The organism is Paenibacillus sp. FSL R7-0163, assembly GCF_037969975.1.
In the GTDB taxonomy this organism is placed as follows: Bacteria; Bacillota; Bacilli; order Paenibacillales; family Paenibacillaceae; genus Paenibacillus_AQ; species Paenibacillus_AQ odorifer.
Genome location: NZ_CP150224.1, coordinates 4,965,834 through 4,984,397 on the forward strand (window position 1 = coordinate 4,965,834; position 18,564 = coordinate 4,984,397).

Below are 18,564 nucleotides of genomic sequence, written 5' to 3' on the forward strand. Positions count from 1 at the left end.
TACTTGCTTTTCAGGACCAATAAGGTCTCTCGGGTCCAAAACTCGCTCCAAAAACCCTAAAACTCGCGAATAGCTGCAACTGAGTCCGTTAGCAAACTAGTTCATTTTTGATTGGTAGTTAGTTAGTTAGTTCGTTCGTTTTTAGTTCGTTTTTAGTTGGTTTTTCGTTCGTTTCTTGTTTCATTTCTGGTTTAGTTACTAGTTCGTTCCCAGTACATTTCTGGTTAGTTTCTAGTTCGTTTCTTATTAGCTCCTACTCGTCTCTACCTCCTCCCTATCTCTTTGCCAGCTCATTTCTACTCCCTTCCGCTCTTCCGTTCTTTCATTCCGATCTTCCGTTTTCCCCTCCCATTCTGCCGTTCTCCCCTTCCGCTCTTCCGTTTTCCCCTCCACCCCCACTACACACAGAAAAAGCCTTGATTCTCTTAATAGAGAATCAAGGCTTTCTAAATTGACCTTACACCCACCACATACCCTGAGGTTGGTCATGAATAAGAATGGATTGCAAATTGGTTACTGCACGTTGGAAGCCTTCGTCAACCGTCATAAGAGGGTCTTCATGCTCGATGCTCACCACGTAATCATAACCGTAAGTGCGCAGCGCGCTCATGATATCTGACCACTCAGATATGCTGTGCCCGCAACCAACGGAGCGGAAGGTCCATGCGCGGGTCTGCACATCGCCATAAGGTTGCATATCGGTCAAACCATACATATTGATGTTGTCCTGATCCAAGTAAGTGTCCTTGGCATGGAAATGGTGAATCGCGCCAGCTTTACCGAGAATCTTAATAGCACCTACAGGATCAATACCTTGCCACCACAGATGGCTCGGATCCAGATTGGCTCCAATAGCATCGCAGGTTGCTTCTCTAAGCTTCAAAATCGTATAAGGGGTATGGCACAGGAAGCCGCCATGCAGCTCGATGCCGATCTTAACGCCATGCTCCTCGGCCAGCTTGCCGATTTCCTTCCAGTAAGGGATCAGCTTATGTTCCCACTGCCAGGTTTTGATGTCGCTGTACACGGTAGGCCAAGGCGTGACTGGCCAGTTCGGTGCTTTTGCCTCATCGCTGTCCCCAGCCGTTCCCGAAAAGGTGTTCACGACCTTAACACCCATGAGTGAAGCCAGCTTGATCGATTTACGGAGAATTTCATCTCCAGCGCGGGCTTCTTCTTTATCTGGTGAAATCGGGTTATTATGGCAACTGAAGGCACTGATCATAATGCCACGTTTCGTGAACTTTTCCAAATATTCTTGACGTGCTGACTCGCTGGCAAGCAGCTCATCTGTCGGACAGTGAGCATTACCGGGATTACCACCCGAGCCGATTTCTACCGCATTCAAACCTGCGGCGGCGATTTTATCTAACATCTCGTCAAGACTCAAGCTTCCAAATACAGGATCAAATACGCCTAATTTCATTTATACGACCACCTTTTCTTTGATAGGCTCTAAGGCTTCAGAATGTCCGTAAACCGGATAGTCACGTTTCGTTGGGGCACACCAGTTCACGCCATTGATGATAACTTTTTGAATATCCTTGTTGTAATAGGTTGGGTAAGATTCATGACCAGGCTGGAAATAAAAGATCTTACCGCTGCCTCTACGGTAGGTCGATCCGCTTGGGAAGACGTTGCCGCCTTCGAACCAGCCGACAAATACAAGACTCTCTGGTGCTGGCACATCAAAATGCGCACCGTACATTTCCTCTTGCTCCAAGTCGATGTATTCACCAATGCCCTCAGCAATCGGGTGACTTGGGTCCATGACCCACAGGCGCTCCTTCTCCTCAGCTTCACGCCATTTCAGATCGCAGCTGGTGCCCATTAATTTCATAAAGATTTTGGACATATGGCCCGAATGAAGCACTACAAGTCCCATACCTTGCAGCACTCGCGCATGTACACGGTTTACAATCTCATCACTTACTTCATGATGGGCGATATGTCCCCACCAGATCAGTACATCCGTGTTATCCAATACCTCTTGCGTCAGTCCATGCTCTGGTTCATCCAGCGTAGCTGTCTTAGTGTCCAGTCCTGCTTCTTGAAGGAAGCTGGCCAGTTGTCCATGAATACCTTGCGGATAGACCTTAAGAATTCTTTCTTCCTGCCGTTCATGACGGAATTCATTCCATACGGTTACTCTTGTCACTTGGGACACACTCCTAGTTCATATTTATCTATGACCATCGAATTTGCTTAATTATTCAAAAACACAGGCATTCCAGTTTCAGAGGATTTATAAATAGCCTCCAAGATGCGAGTCACAACCAACGCCTGCTCCGGCTTCACCACAGGCTCGGTGTCATTTACAATGCTGTCAATCCACTGAGCTGCCTCTATCATCGCAGGATCATCTCCCGCACCATCATAAAAGTCGACGCCACCGGCATCCAGACCGATATGCTTTTCAAAGGTTTTACCGTAGGCTTCTCCGTTAATGCGCAGACCGTTCTCCATATCTGCTCCGCCTTCAGTCCCACAAAGTACCGTTTTGGCCTCACCGACATCGAGTGTATTCAGTGCCCAGCTTGCTTCTAAGACGATGGTAGCCCCATTCTCCATAGTGATGAATCCAATGGCGGAATCCTCAACTGTAAACTTCTCAGGATCCCACGGGCCCCAAGCATTTGCAGCATTTTTACGACCGGACAGCTTATGATAAGCGTTGCCCACGACATATTTAGGTTTGTAATTATCCATCATCCACAGGGTCAAATCGAGCGCATGGGTCCCGATATCAATCAACGGACCGCCGCCTTGCGCTTCTTCATCCAAAAACACACCCCAAGTTGGGACAGCGCGACGACGGATAGCCTTAGCTCTGGCGTAATAGATCTCACCAAGCTCATTATTCTCACATACCGCATGCAGATAAGCTGAATCTGGTCTGAAACGGTTCTGATAACCGATGGTCAGCTTTTTCCCAGTTCGCTCTGAGGCCTCGATCATCGCTTGTGCTTCTGCCGTGGTTTTAGCCATCGGCTTCTCACACATTACGTGTTTGCCTGCTTCCATAGCCGCAATGGAAATCTCCGCATGGGAAATGTTCGGCGTACATACATGAATCACATCTATACTTGCATCGTTAAGAAGCTCTTTATAATCTGTGTAAACTACGGACTGCTCATCTCCAAACTCCGCTTTTGCCTTCTCGGCACGTTCAGCGACGATATCACAAAAAGCAACCATTCGCGCACCTTCTACTTTTTTTAACGCGGGCATGTGCTTGCCGTTCGCAATACCTCCGCAGCCGATAATTCCTACTGTTAAAGTCATTCTGGTCTAACCTCCACTTATTCCTGTTTTGATATCTCTATCATACAAAGCTGAGGAAGGGCTTTCTTCCTGCAATCTTGCTGTATTATTCCCGAATATTGTCTTGTGGTATTTCAGCGGGGATATCCCCGTTGCTTCCTTGAAAAAATGATGGAAGGTCTTCACGCTGCCAAACCCGGCTGCTTCCGCCACGGCAGACATCGGCAGATCTTCATTAATCAAGATCCATTTGGCTTTGTTAAGCCGGTATTCATTTAAGAACGCGATAAAGGTCATGCCCGTGTTTTTCTTGAACAATTTGGTAAAATAATAAGGACTAAAACCCATATAATTAGCTACCTCATTCAGTGAAATAGCCTCCTGATAATGCTGCTCCACATAAATAAAAATCCGCTCTAGTCTTTCCAGTGTTTCTCTGGATTGATTCAGTGTATCTTCCGAGAACTTAGGCTGTTTCTTGATCGGACTCTTTGGCACCTCCCGTAAAATAACGGTCAGCAGTTCAAACAATCTAGCCTTGATTAGAAAAACATACCCTTCTCTTCGCTGTACATCTTCCTCGTAAATACTCTCAATCAGCCCTTTGACCTTCGCGGCAGTTGCCACGGGCCATCTTGAACTGGAATACTCCATAAGCGTAAAGACCTCACGAAGTGAGTAGTCATTACCGTTCAAAGCGGCTACTTCTTGGAACAAATTCAGGTCAAATTGAATCACTACCCGTTCACTCTCAGGTGAAGAGAGAAAATAATGCACATCCCCACCATTGATAAACTGAACCTCGCCCTGCTCCATGTGAATAGGGGTATCGTTAATTCCCAGATTCAGGCTTCCTTTGGTAACATAGATAATTTCAATTTCTTTATGCCAATGCGGATAACACAACGTATCACCATTGCAGAGTAAACTGCGGTAAGGAAAGTGCTTATCTACATCCGGAATCTCGAGATAAATATTCATAAATGCAACTCCTTATCCGAGTAAATCATTAAAACCAGGGCTTGCATGCCATATTTTAAAATTTTACGTAAGCGTTTACTCTCTAAATGTTAGACCTCCAATATTCTTTTGTCAATTCCGATATTTCTAAGTAAATTTTTGGTATATACATCGGTATCATTCCTATTAAAAGATTACTGCTCTTGCGTAGTTTTGATCATTTTTTTATTTTTTAAGTACAGTTGACAAAAGCGCCTACCAGCATTTATATTCGGGGTAAGCGTTTACGTTCTCTTCCTTCATAACTTACTCTCATCAGCGTAAGCGTTTAATTCAAGGATAACCGTAGTTTAAGGAGCTCATAGGAATGAACCCAACGATTAAAGATGTTGCACAGAAAGCGAACGTTTCCATTGCCACAGTCTCTCGCGTGCTAAACAATTTAAGTGGGTATTCGGACAAAACGAAACAAAAGGTAAATGAGGCGATCAAAGAAATTGGTTATCAACCCAATGCGATTGCCCGGGGTCTAATCAATAAGCGTACACAGACCATTGGTGTTATGTTCCCTAGTGTTTCTGGTGCCTTCTCTTCCGATCTGCTCAAAGGTATTGAAGAATTGGCCAATGACCGGAACTACAGTGTGATGGTATGCAATACCGATCAGGACGGTAAAAGAACGTTGAAGTATTTGCAGCTCCTGAGAGAGAAACAGGTTGATGGCATTATTTTTTCGAGTGAAGTCCTTAAGAAAGAATATTACGATGTGCTAGAAACCATGAGGATCCCCGTTGTACTGGTCTCTTCCCAAACAGAATTCGCCAAGGTCCCTTATGTGAAAGTAGATGATTATCGAGCTGCTTTTGACGCTATCCTCTACTTAATTTCAAAAGGTCACCGCAAAATAGCCATGATTAGTGGGAACCCTAGCGATCTTATCGCTGGTGCGCCAAGAGCAGAAGGTTACAAGCATGCGCTTGAAGCAAATGGCATTCCTTTTGACAGCCGCTATCTTGCTTACGGAGATTTTTTGTATGAGAGCGGAAGTATAGCTATGGAGACTCTTTTGGAGCAAGCGCCTGATGTGACTGCCGTTTTTGCTGCTAGTGATGAAATGGCGATTGGTGCCCTCTCCACCGTTATCAAAAATGGTCTAAGCGTGCCCGAGGATATCTCCATTATGGGATATGACGATCTTGGATTAGCCAAAATGGTTATTCCGCCTTTAACAACAGTACGCCAACCGCTGTACGATATTGGAAAGATCGCCGTGGAGAAGCTCATTCAGATGATTGAAACAGGCGAGTCTGTGAACAGCCAGATTGTCGATCACACAATTGTGGAAAGACAAACGGTAAGATCGCTTACCTAAGTCTTTTTATCAATATTACGTAAACGTTTACTGTCTCTTTTATGGCATACCCGTCGCTTAGAAGAACATGCATATCATTTAAATTTGCAATCAACGTAAACGTTTACTCTTACCAAATTCACCATAATACCAACACATTATTAGGAGGATTTATCATGAAAAAAACAATTAAACCCGTAATGGTTAGTCTACTGGCTATGTCCGTGCTTAGCGCCTGCGGTAGCAATAGTGGTAACAATGCGGCTGACAACACATCTAGCGGCGGGAACTCCTCCGGTGACAAGGTGAAAATCGAGTTTTTCCAAAATAAGACCGAAGCCAAAGCCACCTTCGACAAGCTGGTTGCGAAATTTAATGAAGCCAATCCAAATATTGTTGTCACACAGGTTAACCCGCCAGATGCTGAAACGGTATTGAAAACTCGTGCAGCGAAAAAAGATATTCCTGACGTGGTAGGGATCGGAGCAACTGACACCTACAAGACGTTATCTGGCAGCGGTCTTTTTGAAGATTTCACAGGCGATCCACTTGCTGAGAATATCCAGCCAGCATATCTCCAAATGCTGAAAGACCTGACAGGTTCGGAAGAACTGAATGGTCTTCCATTCTCTTCAAACGCAAGTGGTGTCATTTACAATAAAGCGATGTTCGCTGAAGCCGGTGTGACTGTTCCAACTACTTGGGATGAGTCCATGGCTGTCGCTCAAAAGTTCAAGGACAGCGGTAAAAATGCTTTTTACCTGACACTGAAGGATTCATGGACAACACTTACGCCGTTCAACTCCCTTTCCACGATCATTAAAGGGAATGATTTCTTCAAGGAGCGTGCGGCAGGTACTGTAACCTTCTCAGACAGCTTTAACGAGGTTGCTGAAAAGCTGCTTAAGCTGACGGAATACGGACAAAAAGATATTTTTGGTAAAGGCTACAATGACGGCAACACAGCATTCGCTAAAGGTGAATCCGCAATGTACCTGCAAGGCGTATGGGCGATCCCAGAAATCGTGAAAGCCAATCCATCCATTGAACTTGGCGTATTCCCATTCCCAGCGACAAATAATGCTGCCGATAACAAGGTCATTTCTGGCGTAGATACATTACTGACGATTTCCAAGAACACTAAACATAAAGAAGAAGCAAAGAAATTCGTAGACTTCCTGCTTCAACCTGAGAATGTTAGCCTATACATCAATGAGCAAAAAGCATTCCCAGCTGTACAAGGTGTAACACAAGATGATCCAACAATGGATGGCTTTAAAGAAGCGTTTACCGCTGGCAACTTGGCTGACTTTGCTGACCACTACATCCCAAGTGCAATGAAAGTGGATACCATCAACCAATCCTTCTTGCAAAAGAAAGACATTAAAGCTTACCTAGAACAGCTTGATAAGGAATGGGATAAAGTAGCTAACCGGAAATAAACTGATCAGACAAACATGAACCGCGAAAGAGAATGGGGCTTCCCCTCTTCTCTTTCGCTTTTACAATGAGGAGGATTACATGATGGCCAAACGCCGAGTCGCCTTTTATCTGATGACTATACCGGCATTACTTCTTTTCTTTGCCTTCCATACCTTTCCTGCAATCCAGGGTATATATTATTCGTTCACGAACTGGGACGGCTTTAGTGACAGCTTTGATTACGTAGGATTTAAGAACTTCATTAACATTTTTCAAGATGAAAATGTGTTGAATTCATATGTGTTCACTTTTAAATATGCCATTCTAACCACTATTCTTATCAACATTATCAGCTTGTTGATTGCGCTTGGACTTAACGCCAAAATTAAAGCTAAAAACTTTTTCCGTGGCGTGTATTTCTTACCGAATATCCTCAGCGTATTGATTGTTGGTTTTATTTTTAACTACTTGTTCGCTAATGTATTCCCTATTTGGGGTGCGAAGCTCGGCAGCGAATTCCTATCACAGAACATTCTCGGTAACTCGGACTGGGCTTGGATCGGTATCGTCATTGTAGCCGTTTGGCAGGGGATTGCTTATAACACGATTCTCTATCTCGCGGGCCTTCAAACCATTCCTCATGATCTTTACGAAGCTTCCAATCTGGACGGCGCTAGCCGCTGGAGAGAATTCTGGAGCATTACGTTCCCAATGCTTGCTTCCTTCTTCACCATCAATATGGTGCTCGCGATGAAGGGCGGTCTAATGGTATTCGACCAAATCGTTGCCTTGACAGGCGGGGGTCCAGGTCGTTCAACGCAATCCATTGCCCACTTAATCTACACAGGCGGCTTCCAAGGCGGAGAATTTGCCTATCAATCGGCGAACGCCGTGATTTATTTTATCGTGATTGTCGTTATCTCCGCCCTTCAGCTTAAATTTCTGCAGAAACGGGAGATGGACTTATGATCAAAAAATCAACCAACTGGCCTGTAACGATTCTTATCGCCCTAGGCTCACTACTGATCCTGTTTCCGCTGTACATGACCATTGCCATCGCACTCAAGAATCCCGAGGAAATGGCTCAATCTATCTTCTCGCTGCCAACTGGCCTGCATTTTGAGAACTTCTCCAATGCGATTAAAGCAACGAATTTCTTCAATGCATTAGGAAATAGTACCGTGATTACCGTTACAACAGTCGTGTTCATATTGCTTACCAACTCCATGGTAGCCTATGCTATTGCACGTAATATGAAGCGAAGATTTTTCAAAGTGCTGTACTTCTATTTTATCAGCGCAATGTTTATCCCTTTCCAGATTATCATGCTGCCTGTGGTCAAAGTGACTACGGATCTACACATGAACAACATTGTAGGGATTATTATTCTATACGTCGTTTATGGTCTGGCCTTTAACGTGTTTGTTTACACCGGTTATATCCGTTCCATTCCGTATGAACTGGAAGAAGCGGCTACAGTAGACGGCGCATCGACCTTTGGAACGTTCTGGAAGATTATTTTTCCACTTCTTGCTCCTGTTAGTGCAACGATCGGTATCCTGTCTTGTCTATCCACTTGGAATGACTTTATGCTACCGCTGGTTCTGCTCGGCGATCAGGATTCCTACACACTTCCGCTGGTACAATATGTATTCCAGGGGCAGTTCAGTACAGATTTCAACTTAGCTTTCGCTTCATATTTGCTCGCATTAACCCCGATGCTCATCGTCTATTTGTTCGCACAAAAATGGATTATCAGCGGACTTACATCAGGGTCCATTAAATAAAATAGCTAGATCTATATAGAGATAGGAGATTACAACCTTGGATAAAAAATGGTGGAAAGAAAGCGTAGTGTATCAAATTTACCCTCGCAGCTTTAAAGACAGTAACGGGGATGGCATTGGTGATCTGCAAGGGATTATCTCGAAACTCGATTATTTAAATCATCTTGGTGTCGACGTGGTGTGGCTGTGCCCAGTGTACCAGTCGCCTAATGACGATAACGGTTATGATATCAGTAATTATCAAAGTATTATGGATGATTTCGGAACGCTCTCCGATTGGGAGGAACTGCTTGCTGGTCTTCACAGCCGTGGCATGAAGCTGATTATGGACCTTGTGGTCAACCATTCCTCAGATGAGCATGCTTGGTTCGTAGAGTCCCGCAAATCGCAGGATAATCCTTATCGTGATTATTATATCTGGCGTCCGGGTAAAGACGGACAGCCGCCGAACGACTGGGGCTCCTTCTTCAGTGGATCAGCTTGGGAATACGATGAGAAATCGGAGGAATATTACCTCCATCTCTTCTCCCGTAAACAACCTGATCTAAATTGGGACAATCCAAAGCTCCGCAAGGAAATCTACGATATGATGACCTGGTGGCTGGATAAAGGAATTGACGGCTTCCGCATGGACGTAATCAACCTGATCTCCAAAGTACCGGAATTACCTAGCGTTTCTGGGGAAAGTAACGGAGAACAGCCTACGTACCACTTCGGTGGAGACTATTTCGTTAACGGTCCACGCGTACATGAGTATATGCAGGAAATGAACCGTGAGGTGCTATCCAAGTACGATATCATGACCGTGGGTGAAGCCGTTAATGTCACTCCAGAAGAAGCTTCACTGTATGTTTCCGAGGATCGTAACGAGCTGAACATGGTATTCCATTTCGAGCTCATGGACGTCGATTCCGGTCCTGGAGGTAAATGGAATGTACAGCCTTGGAAGCTGGCGGACATTAAGTCCATTATTTCCAAGTGGCAAGTCGCACTCGACGGTAAGGGTTGGAACAGCTTGTATATGAACAACCATGATCAGCCACGTATGCTATCCCGCTTTGGTGATGATAAGCTGTTCCCGAAAGAGTCTGGCAAAATGCTAGCAACACTGCTTCACACGCTCCAAGGTACACCTTACATCTATCAAGGTGAAGAAATCGGCATGACAAATGTTCAATTTGCTTCCATCGATGACTACAAGGATATTGAAATTGTAAATATGTATAAGGAATACTTGGCTGCCGGACACTCGGAAGAAAAAATCATGAATTCCATTTACATCAAAGGTCGGGACAATGGCCGTACGCCGATGCAATGGAACTCGGAACCGCAGGCAGGCTTCACTACCGGCAATCCGTGGTTGGCTGTGAACCCTAACTACAAAGATATCAACGTAGAGAAGGCACTGGCTGATCCCGATTCTATTTTCCACTACTATAAGAAGCTAATTGAACTGCGTAAGCAGCATGAGATTATCGTATACGGAAACTATACAATCTTGGCCGAGGAGAATGAGCAGGTATACGCTTATCTACGTACTCTTGGAGAAGAACAGCTACTGGTTGTATTGAATTTCTTCGGAGAGCCTACGACTTTCGAACTTCCTTCTACTGTGAAATTCCAAGCGAAGGAATTGCTTATTGCCAACTACGAAATAAATCCAGAAGAAGAACTAAACACAATTCAGCTTCGTCCTTATGAAGCTCGTGTATATAAGCTTAAATAATTTAAATAAGGAAGAAGTCCTCGCGACTTCTTCCTTTTTTTGATACTACTCTGTCTGAAGTTGATTCACTGACATTAATTCCAAATCATCAGCATCAATTTGGCCGTCCCCGTTCAAATCTAATATATATGGAAATTGTTCTGGATCGTCTCCTAATGAACGGTCTAGTTGTCCCCTAAGCAAAGACAAACCTGATCCATGAACGAGATGACCATCAATTAAAGCTGCTTTCCCCGCTTTATCAATAAACAGGGAGTGCCCGTCATACAACACCAGTTGCATCCCTTCATCTTCAATCATCAATACACGAAGTACGTCCGTTCGTCCTGTATACTTCGCAACTGATTTGACTGTAAAGCCGGACGCCTCTGCATTAGGCTCGATTTTACTAACGAAGTAGACCCAGTCTCCTTCTTTATAGGATACAGGAAGTGTACTGTCCGTTACTTGAACAGTAATCTTATCGCTGTTGGCGAACTGAACGATATTTCCGTTGTTCGCGGAAGAACGAACATTCGTTGGATCCCATAACGCTTTTGAATACAAATCGTCCATAATTTTTCCGGGTGTAGTAACAAATCCTGTGCTTAGCGCCCCCTCATCTGCAGTGGATAACCATGTCGGCTTGGCTGCTCCTCCAGCGGGTGCATTCTCCGCCTTCAACATCGGGAATCCGGTAATTCTGGCCGTCCCCGCCACAAAAGCAGGTGCTGATACAGAACCGCTATCCTGAGCTAAATCGAGCAGTGGCGTACCGTCCGTGCCGTAAAGACCATTAATACGAATCCGATCAAGCTCATTCTCCCCCGGAATATACACCCGATTTGGTACAGACATATATGGCAAGCCGATCAGTTCACCAAGTGATAAATAGCTTTGAGCAGATCCGAACCGGACCGCTAAAAGATTATATAACGATTTGCCGTCGGTGATGTAATATTGCTTCGTCAAATTAACTCCATTCGCTGTCGTACCTTCATCTTGGTGTACATAATAAGAAGGAAGCTCGTGACTCACTGTAAGCTGTTTGATATCATCGTATTTCCAGTTTCCGTCAGCCCCTTTTGCATACCAACCGTTCACCCGATCGATTTTTGGGAAGCCTGGTTTATCGGGATCATCCTTTCCGGTATCGTGCAGGCTCTCCATGAAATCGGTGCCGGATACAGAAATATTAAGCGGCTGCTTGGAATCGGCTTTAAAATAAATCGATACCTCTCCTTTGCGCATGCTGCTATCTTCCAGCTTCTGCTGCTGAGTACGATCCCACGGATATCGCTTGATTGTTTCGTACATTTGCAGCGGACCATGTACCGCTAGATGTCCCAAATTGGCTGTATCCCCGTATGACATTACAGGAGAGCCGAACGATTTGATCAAAAAACGACCGAGATCCGCTTGCAGTGCATGACCCCAGTACGAAAGCCCTGAAAAGTTCCCCATATTATAAGCTGAGCTGCCGCCCTCGTTATGCCGTGATCCCGCAAAAATCCACCCATCCGCAGACATGCGAATGTTGAAATAGTTCGCCATTTCCAAGCCATCCTGATATAGCAGTTCCTTCACATCACCATAACCAGCATCCTGATCGGGAAGAGCCTGCATAATACCGGCTAAGTCGCTTAACGAAACGCCCGCATAACTCACGTCAAATCCATTAACTTCGTAAAAAATATCATAACCATCGATATTTTGCCGCGCGGCCTTGCGCATGCCACCAGACACTATCGGGAGATTTGTGCCGTCGATGCCTGCCGCATAATAATCGCGAATTTCTCTTTTCAACGCATCATCTTGAACCAGGTTCGCCATCTGAATCCCACCTAACAAAGCGACAAGTGATTGGTTCATAGACTGCTGTGTATTGAATTGGCTTACCCGAGTGAGCCAATTCCACATTGACAAAGCTTTCTCCTTGGCGTCCTCCATTTGCTGTGGCGTAAACAAGTCGTCTCCATACTCGATAGCCGTAGCCAAGTTATGCAGACCAAAGGCTGTCGTTGGATAATCTGCACCTGTAGTAGCACCACTTACGCTGTATGGAACATAAGCTGCCCCACTGTTAGCCTGACCGGGCATTAACTTACTTGCATTAGCAATATTATCGATTGCAGTGACTCTACTATTTAAATAAAAATCAAGTCCGTCTCTAGCACGTTTGGCAAGCATCTCGTCTGTTTTGCCGCCGCGGACCCAGTTGAAAGCGAGCAGCCCTATCGTGCCGAAGCCCGCCTCCGTACTGCTGGCCTGTTGATCTACACCAATGTATGAGACATTATCAAAAACTACCGTGCCTTGGGCATGATTGCTCCGCAGTTCGATCCGCACATAATAAACGGGATATGGAGTATCAAAGACGCCATTGATCTCCATCCACTCTCCCCCTGTCGAATCTCCATAAAAGCTCTGGCTGCCGATTTGCTCCTTCCTTTGATTAAGATAGATAAGACGAGCTTCTACGCCATGTTCTTCGGTAGAGGTAAAACCCGGTTCTGTTTTGTACTTCACGTTGAAAATGCGATAATCCCCACCAAACTGCCGCGTCCCGTTACCAGATGCGGACAGCGTATTGCTCAGTAGAGCGACAGCCGAGGTGGATGAGGACACAATCCAGCCACCCTTTCCACTATAACCTCCAGCGACCGACGGTGTTATGGAATCCACCGATCCGCTTTCTGTCACCGGCATCCATGAAGCAGACGATTCAAATCCGGCGTTCGGAACTGCTGCTGTTCCTTTCGTTGCATATGGAATCTGATCGCTTCCAACCGATGTGTTCACACGCATCAGACGGACACCATCCCACATTACGGTTCCTTTACTCTCATCCAAGCCTACTTGCACAATAATGCCAGCAGGCTGCTGTGGAGGAACCGTCACAAGCCCGCGAATCTCTTGCCAGTCTACCGCATTGGATGCAGCATTGGATGCAGCATTGAACACATAAGGGTCTCCAATCGGGGTACCACCCTGATCCACAAATGTCACTTTGCCATAAATTCCCCGACCTTGTGGTGTTGTCATAACCTGATCCGCTTTATAAAAAGCGCTGAAAATCATCAGGCTGCCAGGCTTTAGCGTTACATCAGCGGGATTTGTGTAGTCCACCAAAACATGTAGCGGATTACTTATATGCTGTACGAGCGCAGCACTGCCAAATGAATGCGCTGTCATTTCAAAGTAACTCTTACCCTCCAGAGCCGCAGAAACATCCTGTTGCCAAGCGACACTTACCTGTTCTGGTGCTCCTTCGGCTTCGTCAATAATACTCCAGCCTTCCGCTATGCCAGATGCGCCAGACTCAAAACCGTAATTATCTGTAACGTTTCCTGCGGTTAAGGTATCTCCTGTGACATATACTTTTTGCGGATAATTGTCAAAACGTCCATCAGGCTGCTGATTGGCAATTAGGTTCTGTTCAAAAAAGTCCAGCATTACTTCACTTCTGGCCAAATCAGGATAGACATTGTCTACCCTATCGTAATAGATCGGTGTGTCCTGTGTCATGGTCGTTAGCCCGACAGCTTCCACTGCCGGACTAACGGCAGTGATTGTAAGCAGTATGGTGAGTACCAGCGAGTACCACCGTTTGCTTGGGTTTCGTTTCAATCTATCCTTCATAGTTGACCTCCCACACCTTAATATTTACTTACATGTTTTTGTTGGAGCGAGCGTGAAGCTGCTCCTCCTTTTACACCGACCATATCGGCGCTCCCGCTTCGAGCTTAATTTCTATCCTTCCAGCAGCCTGCTCCATCGTTTGACGGAATGGCAATACCCCAGTTGGCACCTGTAATTCCAACTTTTTGCACGGATCCTCATAAGCAAGCTGTAACTGCCCCTCTTTGTTTACCGTACTTATACCAGCAAGCTTAGCAAGTATTTCTTCCTCTGAACCATTCGCATTTTCAACCACTAATCCGAACGCAAGATGTGCTTCCTTTAGTTCAGTTAACTTCAACTCCTTAATTGCTCCTTCATATAGGATGATTTCCAGAGAGGTTGTTGTTTCTTCTTCGATCACGCGAAGCTGCGGTATATAAGCTCCAAAACGGTAATCTTCAAACACAAGCCCTATCGTTACATATGGAGAACGGATTAACAGCGGTTTGCCCGCTTCTATCTGCTCCGGCATCACCAGCTGACTTCGTTCTCCACCGAATTCAAATCGAAAGAGTAAGGAAGTAGCTTTAACCACTCCATGAATAGGGTCCAAGACAAAATGTTTGTCACCATGATCCGCACAGAAATGAGCGATGCCAAGCAGCATACCACGATGCTGAACCGTGTGTAGCAATCCAGAACTAAAATCATATTGGTCATGAAGACAGCGGAAACGCAGGCTGGAAGCATGCCCTCTCTCTCCCCAGTACGCGGTCAGTGGTCTGCGCTGATTCCACAGATCACAATGGTTGAAAGAACCAAGCGCTAATTCAGGCGTCAGGTAAGAAGATGCAACTACCGGAATAGCTCCTTTAACTATCACCTTTTCCGAGTATGAAGCAGCGCGTGATTCCTTAAAATAAGACACATACTGTTCCGGCATATTTAACCCGACACGCACCCAAAGCGCGCTGATCTCCAGCTCATCCTCATCCAAGAAATGGAGACGTCCCTGCCCTGCAAGCTGTAAGAATGACAATAATCCCTTTCCTTGCAGCGTTTCGTATGATCGGCTATGGGGTCCTGCCCATTGTCCAGTAGTGCTATGATAATGTTCAGCGATGGAAGCCCACGCCATGTCATGCAGCTCACGGATCATCTCTAAACTGGCTGTGTCCCGTATATGTCTGAGCATAAGTGACAAATCTTCAATCGCTACAATGGTATAAGTCGGACTATTGTACTCCGTAAATGCACCATGCAGTGTGCAATATTCATGCAGAAGCTTCAATTTACTCCGTCCGTAAGTGAACAAGTCCTTGTTGTCGAGCAATTCCCCTGCAAGCAGTGCTACGTAAGTCCCCATGATACAAATATTCGTATACGAAGGTAATACATTGCGCTCTTTAATTAATTCAGCAGCTGCCTCCAGTGAATTCTTAATTCGACCCTGTAGCTCAGCCGGCAACTTATCGCCATGATCCACATAGGCCTGAATGAGCGCTTTCCCACAGAAGTCAGCCCAATTGCGATCAGGAGAGGCCATATCGGCGACTGATTCTTCCATATAATAAGGCCAAATTCCGTAATAAGGGTGTTCTCTATCTAGTTCCTGGAAGTCGAGCAGACAGCCGATCATTTGCGCCGCAAGTTCGGCATCGCCCTCATCTTGGCGGTCTAGTAAAGATAAGGAAAAATAAAACGATTCACGAATCAAATGAACCTCTGCGTCGCGCACATTAGTATGATAATTGTAGGCTGGGCCTCTCCTAGTCTTAAGTGCAAGCCACTGCTTGTCGAAATCCTTCCACTGCTTCTCTATAACATCTTTATAGACTTGTTGGATTGATGAATTCATCATATGTCTTGCCCTTCCTTTACAGAGGATAATTTGAAAATATCCCCCGGAAACCGGGGGAGAAGCTTTATTTTTTAGCGTTTTTCAGTGCTTCATTAAATTCTTGCGTCACTTTTGTACCATCTTTGTCCATGAACGATTTAAGCGCGTTGTCCCATTCCTCAGAGCTCAATTGACTCATGACGTATTTCACTTTGGCTTTTACAAGATCCATGTACATATCCGGAGTGTTTTGTTCTGTAGGGGAATGAAGTCCGGCGATGGGGCTTACTTTCAGATGCTTTAGCAAAATATCGTTAGCAGCGATTTCCAGTGCCAATGTTTCAGGATCATCCGAATCTTTTGTATAGTTCGTGTTCTCCGGATTCGGAAGTGCTTGAGTTGGCAAAATGTATCCGCCTCCAAGTTTTTTCAGCTTATCCTTATCGGTCACTTCAACACTGCCGTCACTGTTCGTTTTGAAGGTAACGCCATCAAGCCCATAGTTTTGCAATTTGTTGTATTTCTGTACACCGTCTACAACATAACCATTTTCCATGGACGGACCGTAGTCAAGCCATTGCAGAATCGTCTTCACTTTATTCTTATCTTTCGCGGCCTCAGCACTGATAAAGATGACACCTACATTACCCGGACCAGATACGACTCCGCTTTCGCCATTAGGTCCAACCGGAGGTTCAAATGCAGTTAGCTTAGCCCCAGGTGTAGTCACTGGAACGGTCGAAGTAAAATTACGGATCATCGAAACAAAGTCGAAGGCAATTCCGCCTTTTCCGTTTTTGAAAAATTTATCCTGTGCCTCATTCGCTTGGTTCAAGACGAAATCAGGATCAACCAAGCCTTCGCTGACAGCTTTTTTCAGCCAATCCAGATAAACTTTATATTCAGGCATCGCTTCGTTCATAACAAGCTGACCATCCTTCAGCACCCAGCCCGAGCCATCAAGACCGAAACTGTATAACAGGTCGCCTGTTCCCCAAAATTCCCGTCCATTGAAATCGCCTGCTCGACCAGTAATTTCACCAAGCTGCAGCCCATACGTATCCTTCTTCCCGTTGCCGTCCGGGTCATTATTTGTCATCGCCTGCATGGTAGCGTACAGCTCATCCAATGTCTTCGGAACAGGCAAGTTCAATTTATCCAGCCAATCTTGGCGGATCAGCGGCGCGTTTGGAGCAGCAAGCAATGAGCGTGCAATAGGAATACCATAAACCTTCCCATCATAGCTGACATTATCATAATGAAGCTGGGTATATTTCAAATTCGGATACTCCGAAATGTACTCGTCGAGCGGAGCGACGGCTCCTTGCTTGATGAGCTTGATCGCGGTTGCATCGAAATTAAAGGTAAATACATCAGGCATCGAGCCAGAAGCGACCATCGCATTGAATTTTTCCTTAAAATTAGAGTTTGGAATCGGTGTGAATTTTAGATCCATATTGAACTTTTCATTCAACCATTTGATCCCTTCATTGTTATTAACATCTGGAACCGTGTTCACGTTCATCGAGAATTCAATCGGTACTGGCTTGGATGGAGCATTGGCAGTTCCCTCAGAACTACCTCCCTTCGAATTGCCACAGCCAGACAAGATGAGCGTTCCCCCAATCAGGGCAGTGAAGCAGGTATAAGCATTTTTTCTAGACAGCATTTTCATTTGATATTCCTCCTTGGAATAAATCGCTTACTTTAATTATCGAGGGGAAATCTACCCTTTGATTGAACCGATCATGACACCCTTCACGAAATACTTTTGTAAAAAAGGATAAACAATAACAATCGGTGCTGTAGCCACAATGATCATCGCCATCTTGATAGGTTCAGCCAGCTGCATCATTTGATCCTGATCAATCATAGAAGCGTTAAGCTCCGATGAACTCAATACCAGAAGCACTTGGCGCAAGAACACTTGCATAGGCCATTTGAGTGGGTTGTTGATATACAATATCGCTTGAAAAAATTCATTCCAATGTCCGACGGCGTAAAACAGGATCATGGTCGCAATGATTGGCATAGACACCGGAATCACAATGCGGAAAAAGGTACCGAATTCCGTACATCCGTCAATCGTCGCTGACTCTTCGAGCCCATCTGGAATCGTCTGCATGAACGATTTTACGATAATGATGTTAAATGCACTTGCCGCTCCGGGAATGATAAGCGACCAAAGACTGTCCAGCATCCCCAGATCTTTAACTAGAATAAATGTTGGAATCATCCCGCCACTAAATAGTGTAGTAAAGAATACCATCATAAGCATCGGATTACGGAACGGCAAATGCGATTTCGATAGTGCATACGCGAGGGTAAATGTAACGATTAGATTTAGTGCTGTTCCTACTACGGTGATAAAGATGGTAACGCCCAAAGCCCGAATTAAATCCCCTTGTTTGAAAATATAGCTGTATGCCTCCAGTGACCAGCCACGCGGCCAGAGAACAAGACCCCCTCTGCTCAGCCCAACCCCGGTAGAGAGCGACGAAGCAAGCACATTGACAAAGGGTAGCAGCATGGCAGCCGACACAAGGGCAAGTAGTACATAGTTCAAGCGGTCAAACAATCTTTCGCCAAGGGTTCTTTTGAATCTCATAAT

13 protein-coding genes are annotated in these 18,564 nt (G+C 45.3%); 5 read left to right on the forward strand and 8 right to left on the reverse strand.

Translation table 11 applies throughout. The annotated features are described in order from the left end of the window. Nucleotides 1-457: 457 nt before the first annotated feature. Genes NST45_RS21920 through NST45_RS21935 form a run of 4 tightly spaced genes read right to left on the reverse strand, consistent with a single transcriptional unit; the run spans nucleotide 458 to nucleotide 4,245 of the window. The gene (locus NST45_RS21920; protein ID WP_036680409.1) at nucleotides 458-1,426 is read right to left on the reverse strand and encodes a sugar phosphate isomerase/epimerase; all 969 of its coding nucleotides are present in this window, start codon (nucleotides 1,424-1,426) and stop codon (nucleotides 458-460) included. After that, nucleotides 1,427-2,158: a ThuA domain-containing protein gene (locus NST45_RS21925; RefSeq protein ID WP_036680406.1), complete on the reverse strand. Its 732-nt coding sequence runs from the start codon at nucleotides 2,156-2,158 to the stop codon at nucleotides 1,427-1,429. It abuts the gene before it with no gap. Nucleotides 2,159-2,205: 47 nt separating this feature from the next. Further along, nucleotides 2,206-3,285 (reverse strand): Gfo/Idh/MocA family oxidoreductase, encoded by a 1,080-nt coding sequence (locus NST45_RS21930; protein ID WP_036680405.1) that lies wholly within the window; start codon nucleotides 3,283-3,285, stop codon nucleotides 2,206-2,208. Nucleotides 3,286-3,291: 6 nt separating this feature from the next. After that, on the reverse strand, nucleotides 3,292-4,245 hold the full coding sequence (locus NST45_RS21935) for an AraC family transcriptional regulator (RefSeq protein ID WP_052096809.1): 954 nt from the start codon (nucleotides 4,243-4,245) through the stop codon (nucleotides 3,292-3,294). 346 nt (nucleotides 4,246-4,591) lie between these two features. Between NST45_RS21935 and NST45_RS21940 the strand changes: the two genes are divergently transcribed. From NST45_RS21940 to NST45_RS21960, 5 genes are all read left to right on the forward strand, one after another. Further along, nucleotides 4,592-5,596, forward strand: coding sequence for a substrate-binding domain-containing protein (locus NST45_RS21940; RefSeq protein WP_036680403.1), 1,005 nt, complete (start codon nucleotides 4,592-4,594; stop codon nucleotides 5,594-5,596). A gap of 155 nt (nucleotides 5,597-5,751) precedes the next feature. Next, nucleotides 5,752-7,017: an extracellular solute-binding protein gene (locus NST45_RS21945; RefSeq protein WP_339823810.1), complete on the forward strand. Its 1,266-nt coding sequence runs from the start codon at nucleotides 5,752-5,754 to the stop codon at nucleotides 7,015-7,017. An 82-nt stretch (nucleotides 7,018-7,099) separates the two neighbouring features. After that, nucleotides 7,100-7,966 (forward strand): sugar ABC transporter permease, encoded by an 867-nt coding sequence (locus NST45_RS21950; RefSeq protein WP_036680400.1) that lies wholly within the window; start codon nucleotides 7,100-7,102, stop codon nucleotides 7,964-7,966. Next, nucleotides 7,963-8,784 carry a carbohydrate ABC transporter permease gene (locus NST45_RS21955; RefSeq protein WP_170914277.1) on the forward strand — a complete coding sequence of 274 codons (822 nt, stop codon included), beginning with the start codon at nucleotides 7,963-7,965 and terminating at the stop codon, nucleotides 8,782-8,784. The genes NST45_RS21950 and NST45_RS21955 overlap by 4 nt, the downstream gene beginning before the upstream one ends. Nucleotides 8,785-8,821: 37 nt before the next feature. Next, nucleotides 8,822-10,510, forward strand: a complete 1,689-nt coding sequence (locus NST45_RS21960) for an alpha-glucosidase (protein WP_036680398.1) — start codon at nucleotides 8,822-8,824, stop codon at nucleotides 10,508-10,510. Between the two features lie 45 nt (nucleotides 10,511-10,555). Here the strand turns inward: NST45_RS21960 and NST45_RS21965 are convergent, their stop codons facing one another. The 4 genes from NST45_RS21965 to NST45_RS21980 all read right to left on the reverse strand — a co-directional run bounded on the left by NST45_RS21965 (nucleotide 10,556) and on the right by NST45_RS21980 (nucleotide 18,561). Then, on the reverse strand, nucleotides 10,556-14,131 hold the full coding sequence (locus NST45_RS21965) for a hypothetical protein (RefSeq protein WP_042124678.1): 3,576 nt from the start codon (nucleotides 14,129-14,131) through the stop codon (nucleotides 10,556-10,558). A 70-nt stretch (nucleotides 14,132-14,201) separates the two neighbouring features. Next, the gene (locus NST45_RS21970; RefSeq protein WP_036680394.1) at nucleotides 14,202-15,974 is read right to left on the reverse strand and encodes a hypothetical protein; all 1,773 of its coding nucleotides are present in this window, start codon (nucleotides 15,972-15,974) and stop codon (nucleotides 14,202-14,204) included. 64 nt (nucleotides 15,975-16,038) lie between these two features. Then, nucleotides 16,039-17,628: an extracellular solute-binding protein gene (locus tag NST45_RS21975; protein WP_042124676.1), complete on the reverse strand. Its 1,590-nt coding sequence runs from the start codon at nucleotides 17,626-17,628 to the stop codon at nucleotides 16,039-16,041. Nucleotides 17,629-17,679: 51 nt separating this feature from the next. After that, on the reverse strand, nucleotides 17,680-18,561 hold the full coding sequence (locus NST45_RS21980) for a carbohydrate ABC transporter permease (RefSeq protein WP_036680390.1): 882 nt from the start codon (nucleotides 18,559-18,561) through the stop codon (nucleotides 17,680-17,682). Nucleotides 18,562-18,564 lie beyond the last annotated feature (3 nt).

What these genes read in the sequence shown, in the direction of transcription:
- NST45_RS21945 (WP_339823810.1), top strand. Translation starts at nt 5,752, where the DNA reads ATGAAAAAAACAATTAAACCCGTAATGGTTAGTCTACTGGCTATGTCC.
- NST45_RS21935 (WP_052096809.1), bottom strand. Translation starts at nt 4,245, where the DNA reads ATGAATATTTATCTCGAGATTCCGGATGTAGATAAGCACTTTCCTTAC.
- NST45_RS21940 (WP_036680403.1), top strand. Translation starts at nt 4,592, where the DNA reads ATGAACCCAACGATTAAAGATGTTGCACAGAAAGCGAACGTTTCCATT.
- NST45_RS21930 (WP_036680405.1), bottom strand. Translation starts at nt 3,285, where the DNA reads ATGACTTTAACAGTAGGAATTATCGGCTGCGGAGGTATTGCGAACGGC.
- NST45_RS21975 (WP_042124676.1), bottom strand. Translation starts at nt 17,628, where the DNA reads ATGAAAATGCTGTCTAGAAAAAATGCTTATACCTGCTTCACTGCCCTG.
- NST45_RS21965 (WP_042124678.1), bottom strand. Translation starts at nt 14,131, where the DNA reads ATGAAGGATAGATTGAAACGAAACCCAAGCAAACGGTGGTACTCGCTG.
- NST45_RS21920 (WP_036680409.1), bottom strand. Translation starts at nt 1,426, where the DNA reads ATGAAATTAGGCGTATTTGATCCTGTATTTGGAAGCTTGAGTCTTGAC.
- NST45_RS21950 (WP_036680400.1), top strand. Translation starts at nt 7,100, where the DNA reads ATGGCCAAACGCCGAGTCGCCTTTTATCTGATGACTATACCGGCATTA.
- NST45_RS21970 (WP_036680394.1), bottom strand. Translation starts at nt 15,974, where the DNA reads ATGATGAATTCATCAATCCAACAAGTCTATAAAGATGTTATAGAGAAG.
- NST45_RS21980 (WP_036680390.1), bottom strand. Translation starts at nt 18,561, where the DNA reads ATGAGATTCAAAAGAACCCTTGGCGAAAGATTGTTTGACCGCTTGAAC.
- NST45_RS21955 (WP_170914277.1), top strand. Translation starts at nt 7,963, where the DNA reads ATGATCAAAAAATCAACCAACTGGCCTGTAACGATTCTTATCGCCCTA.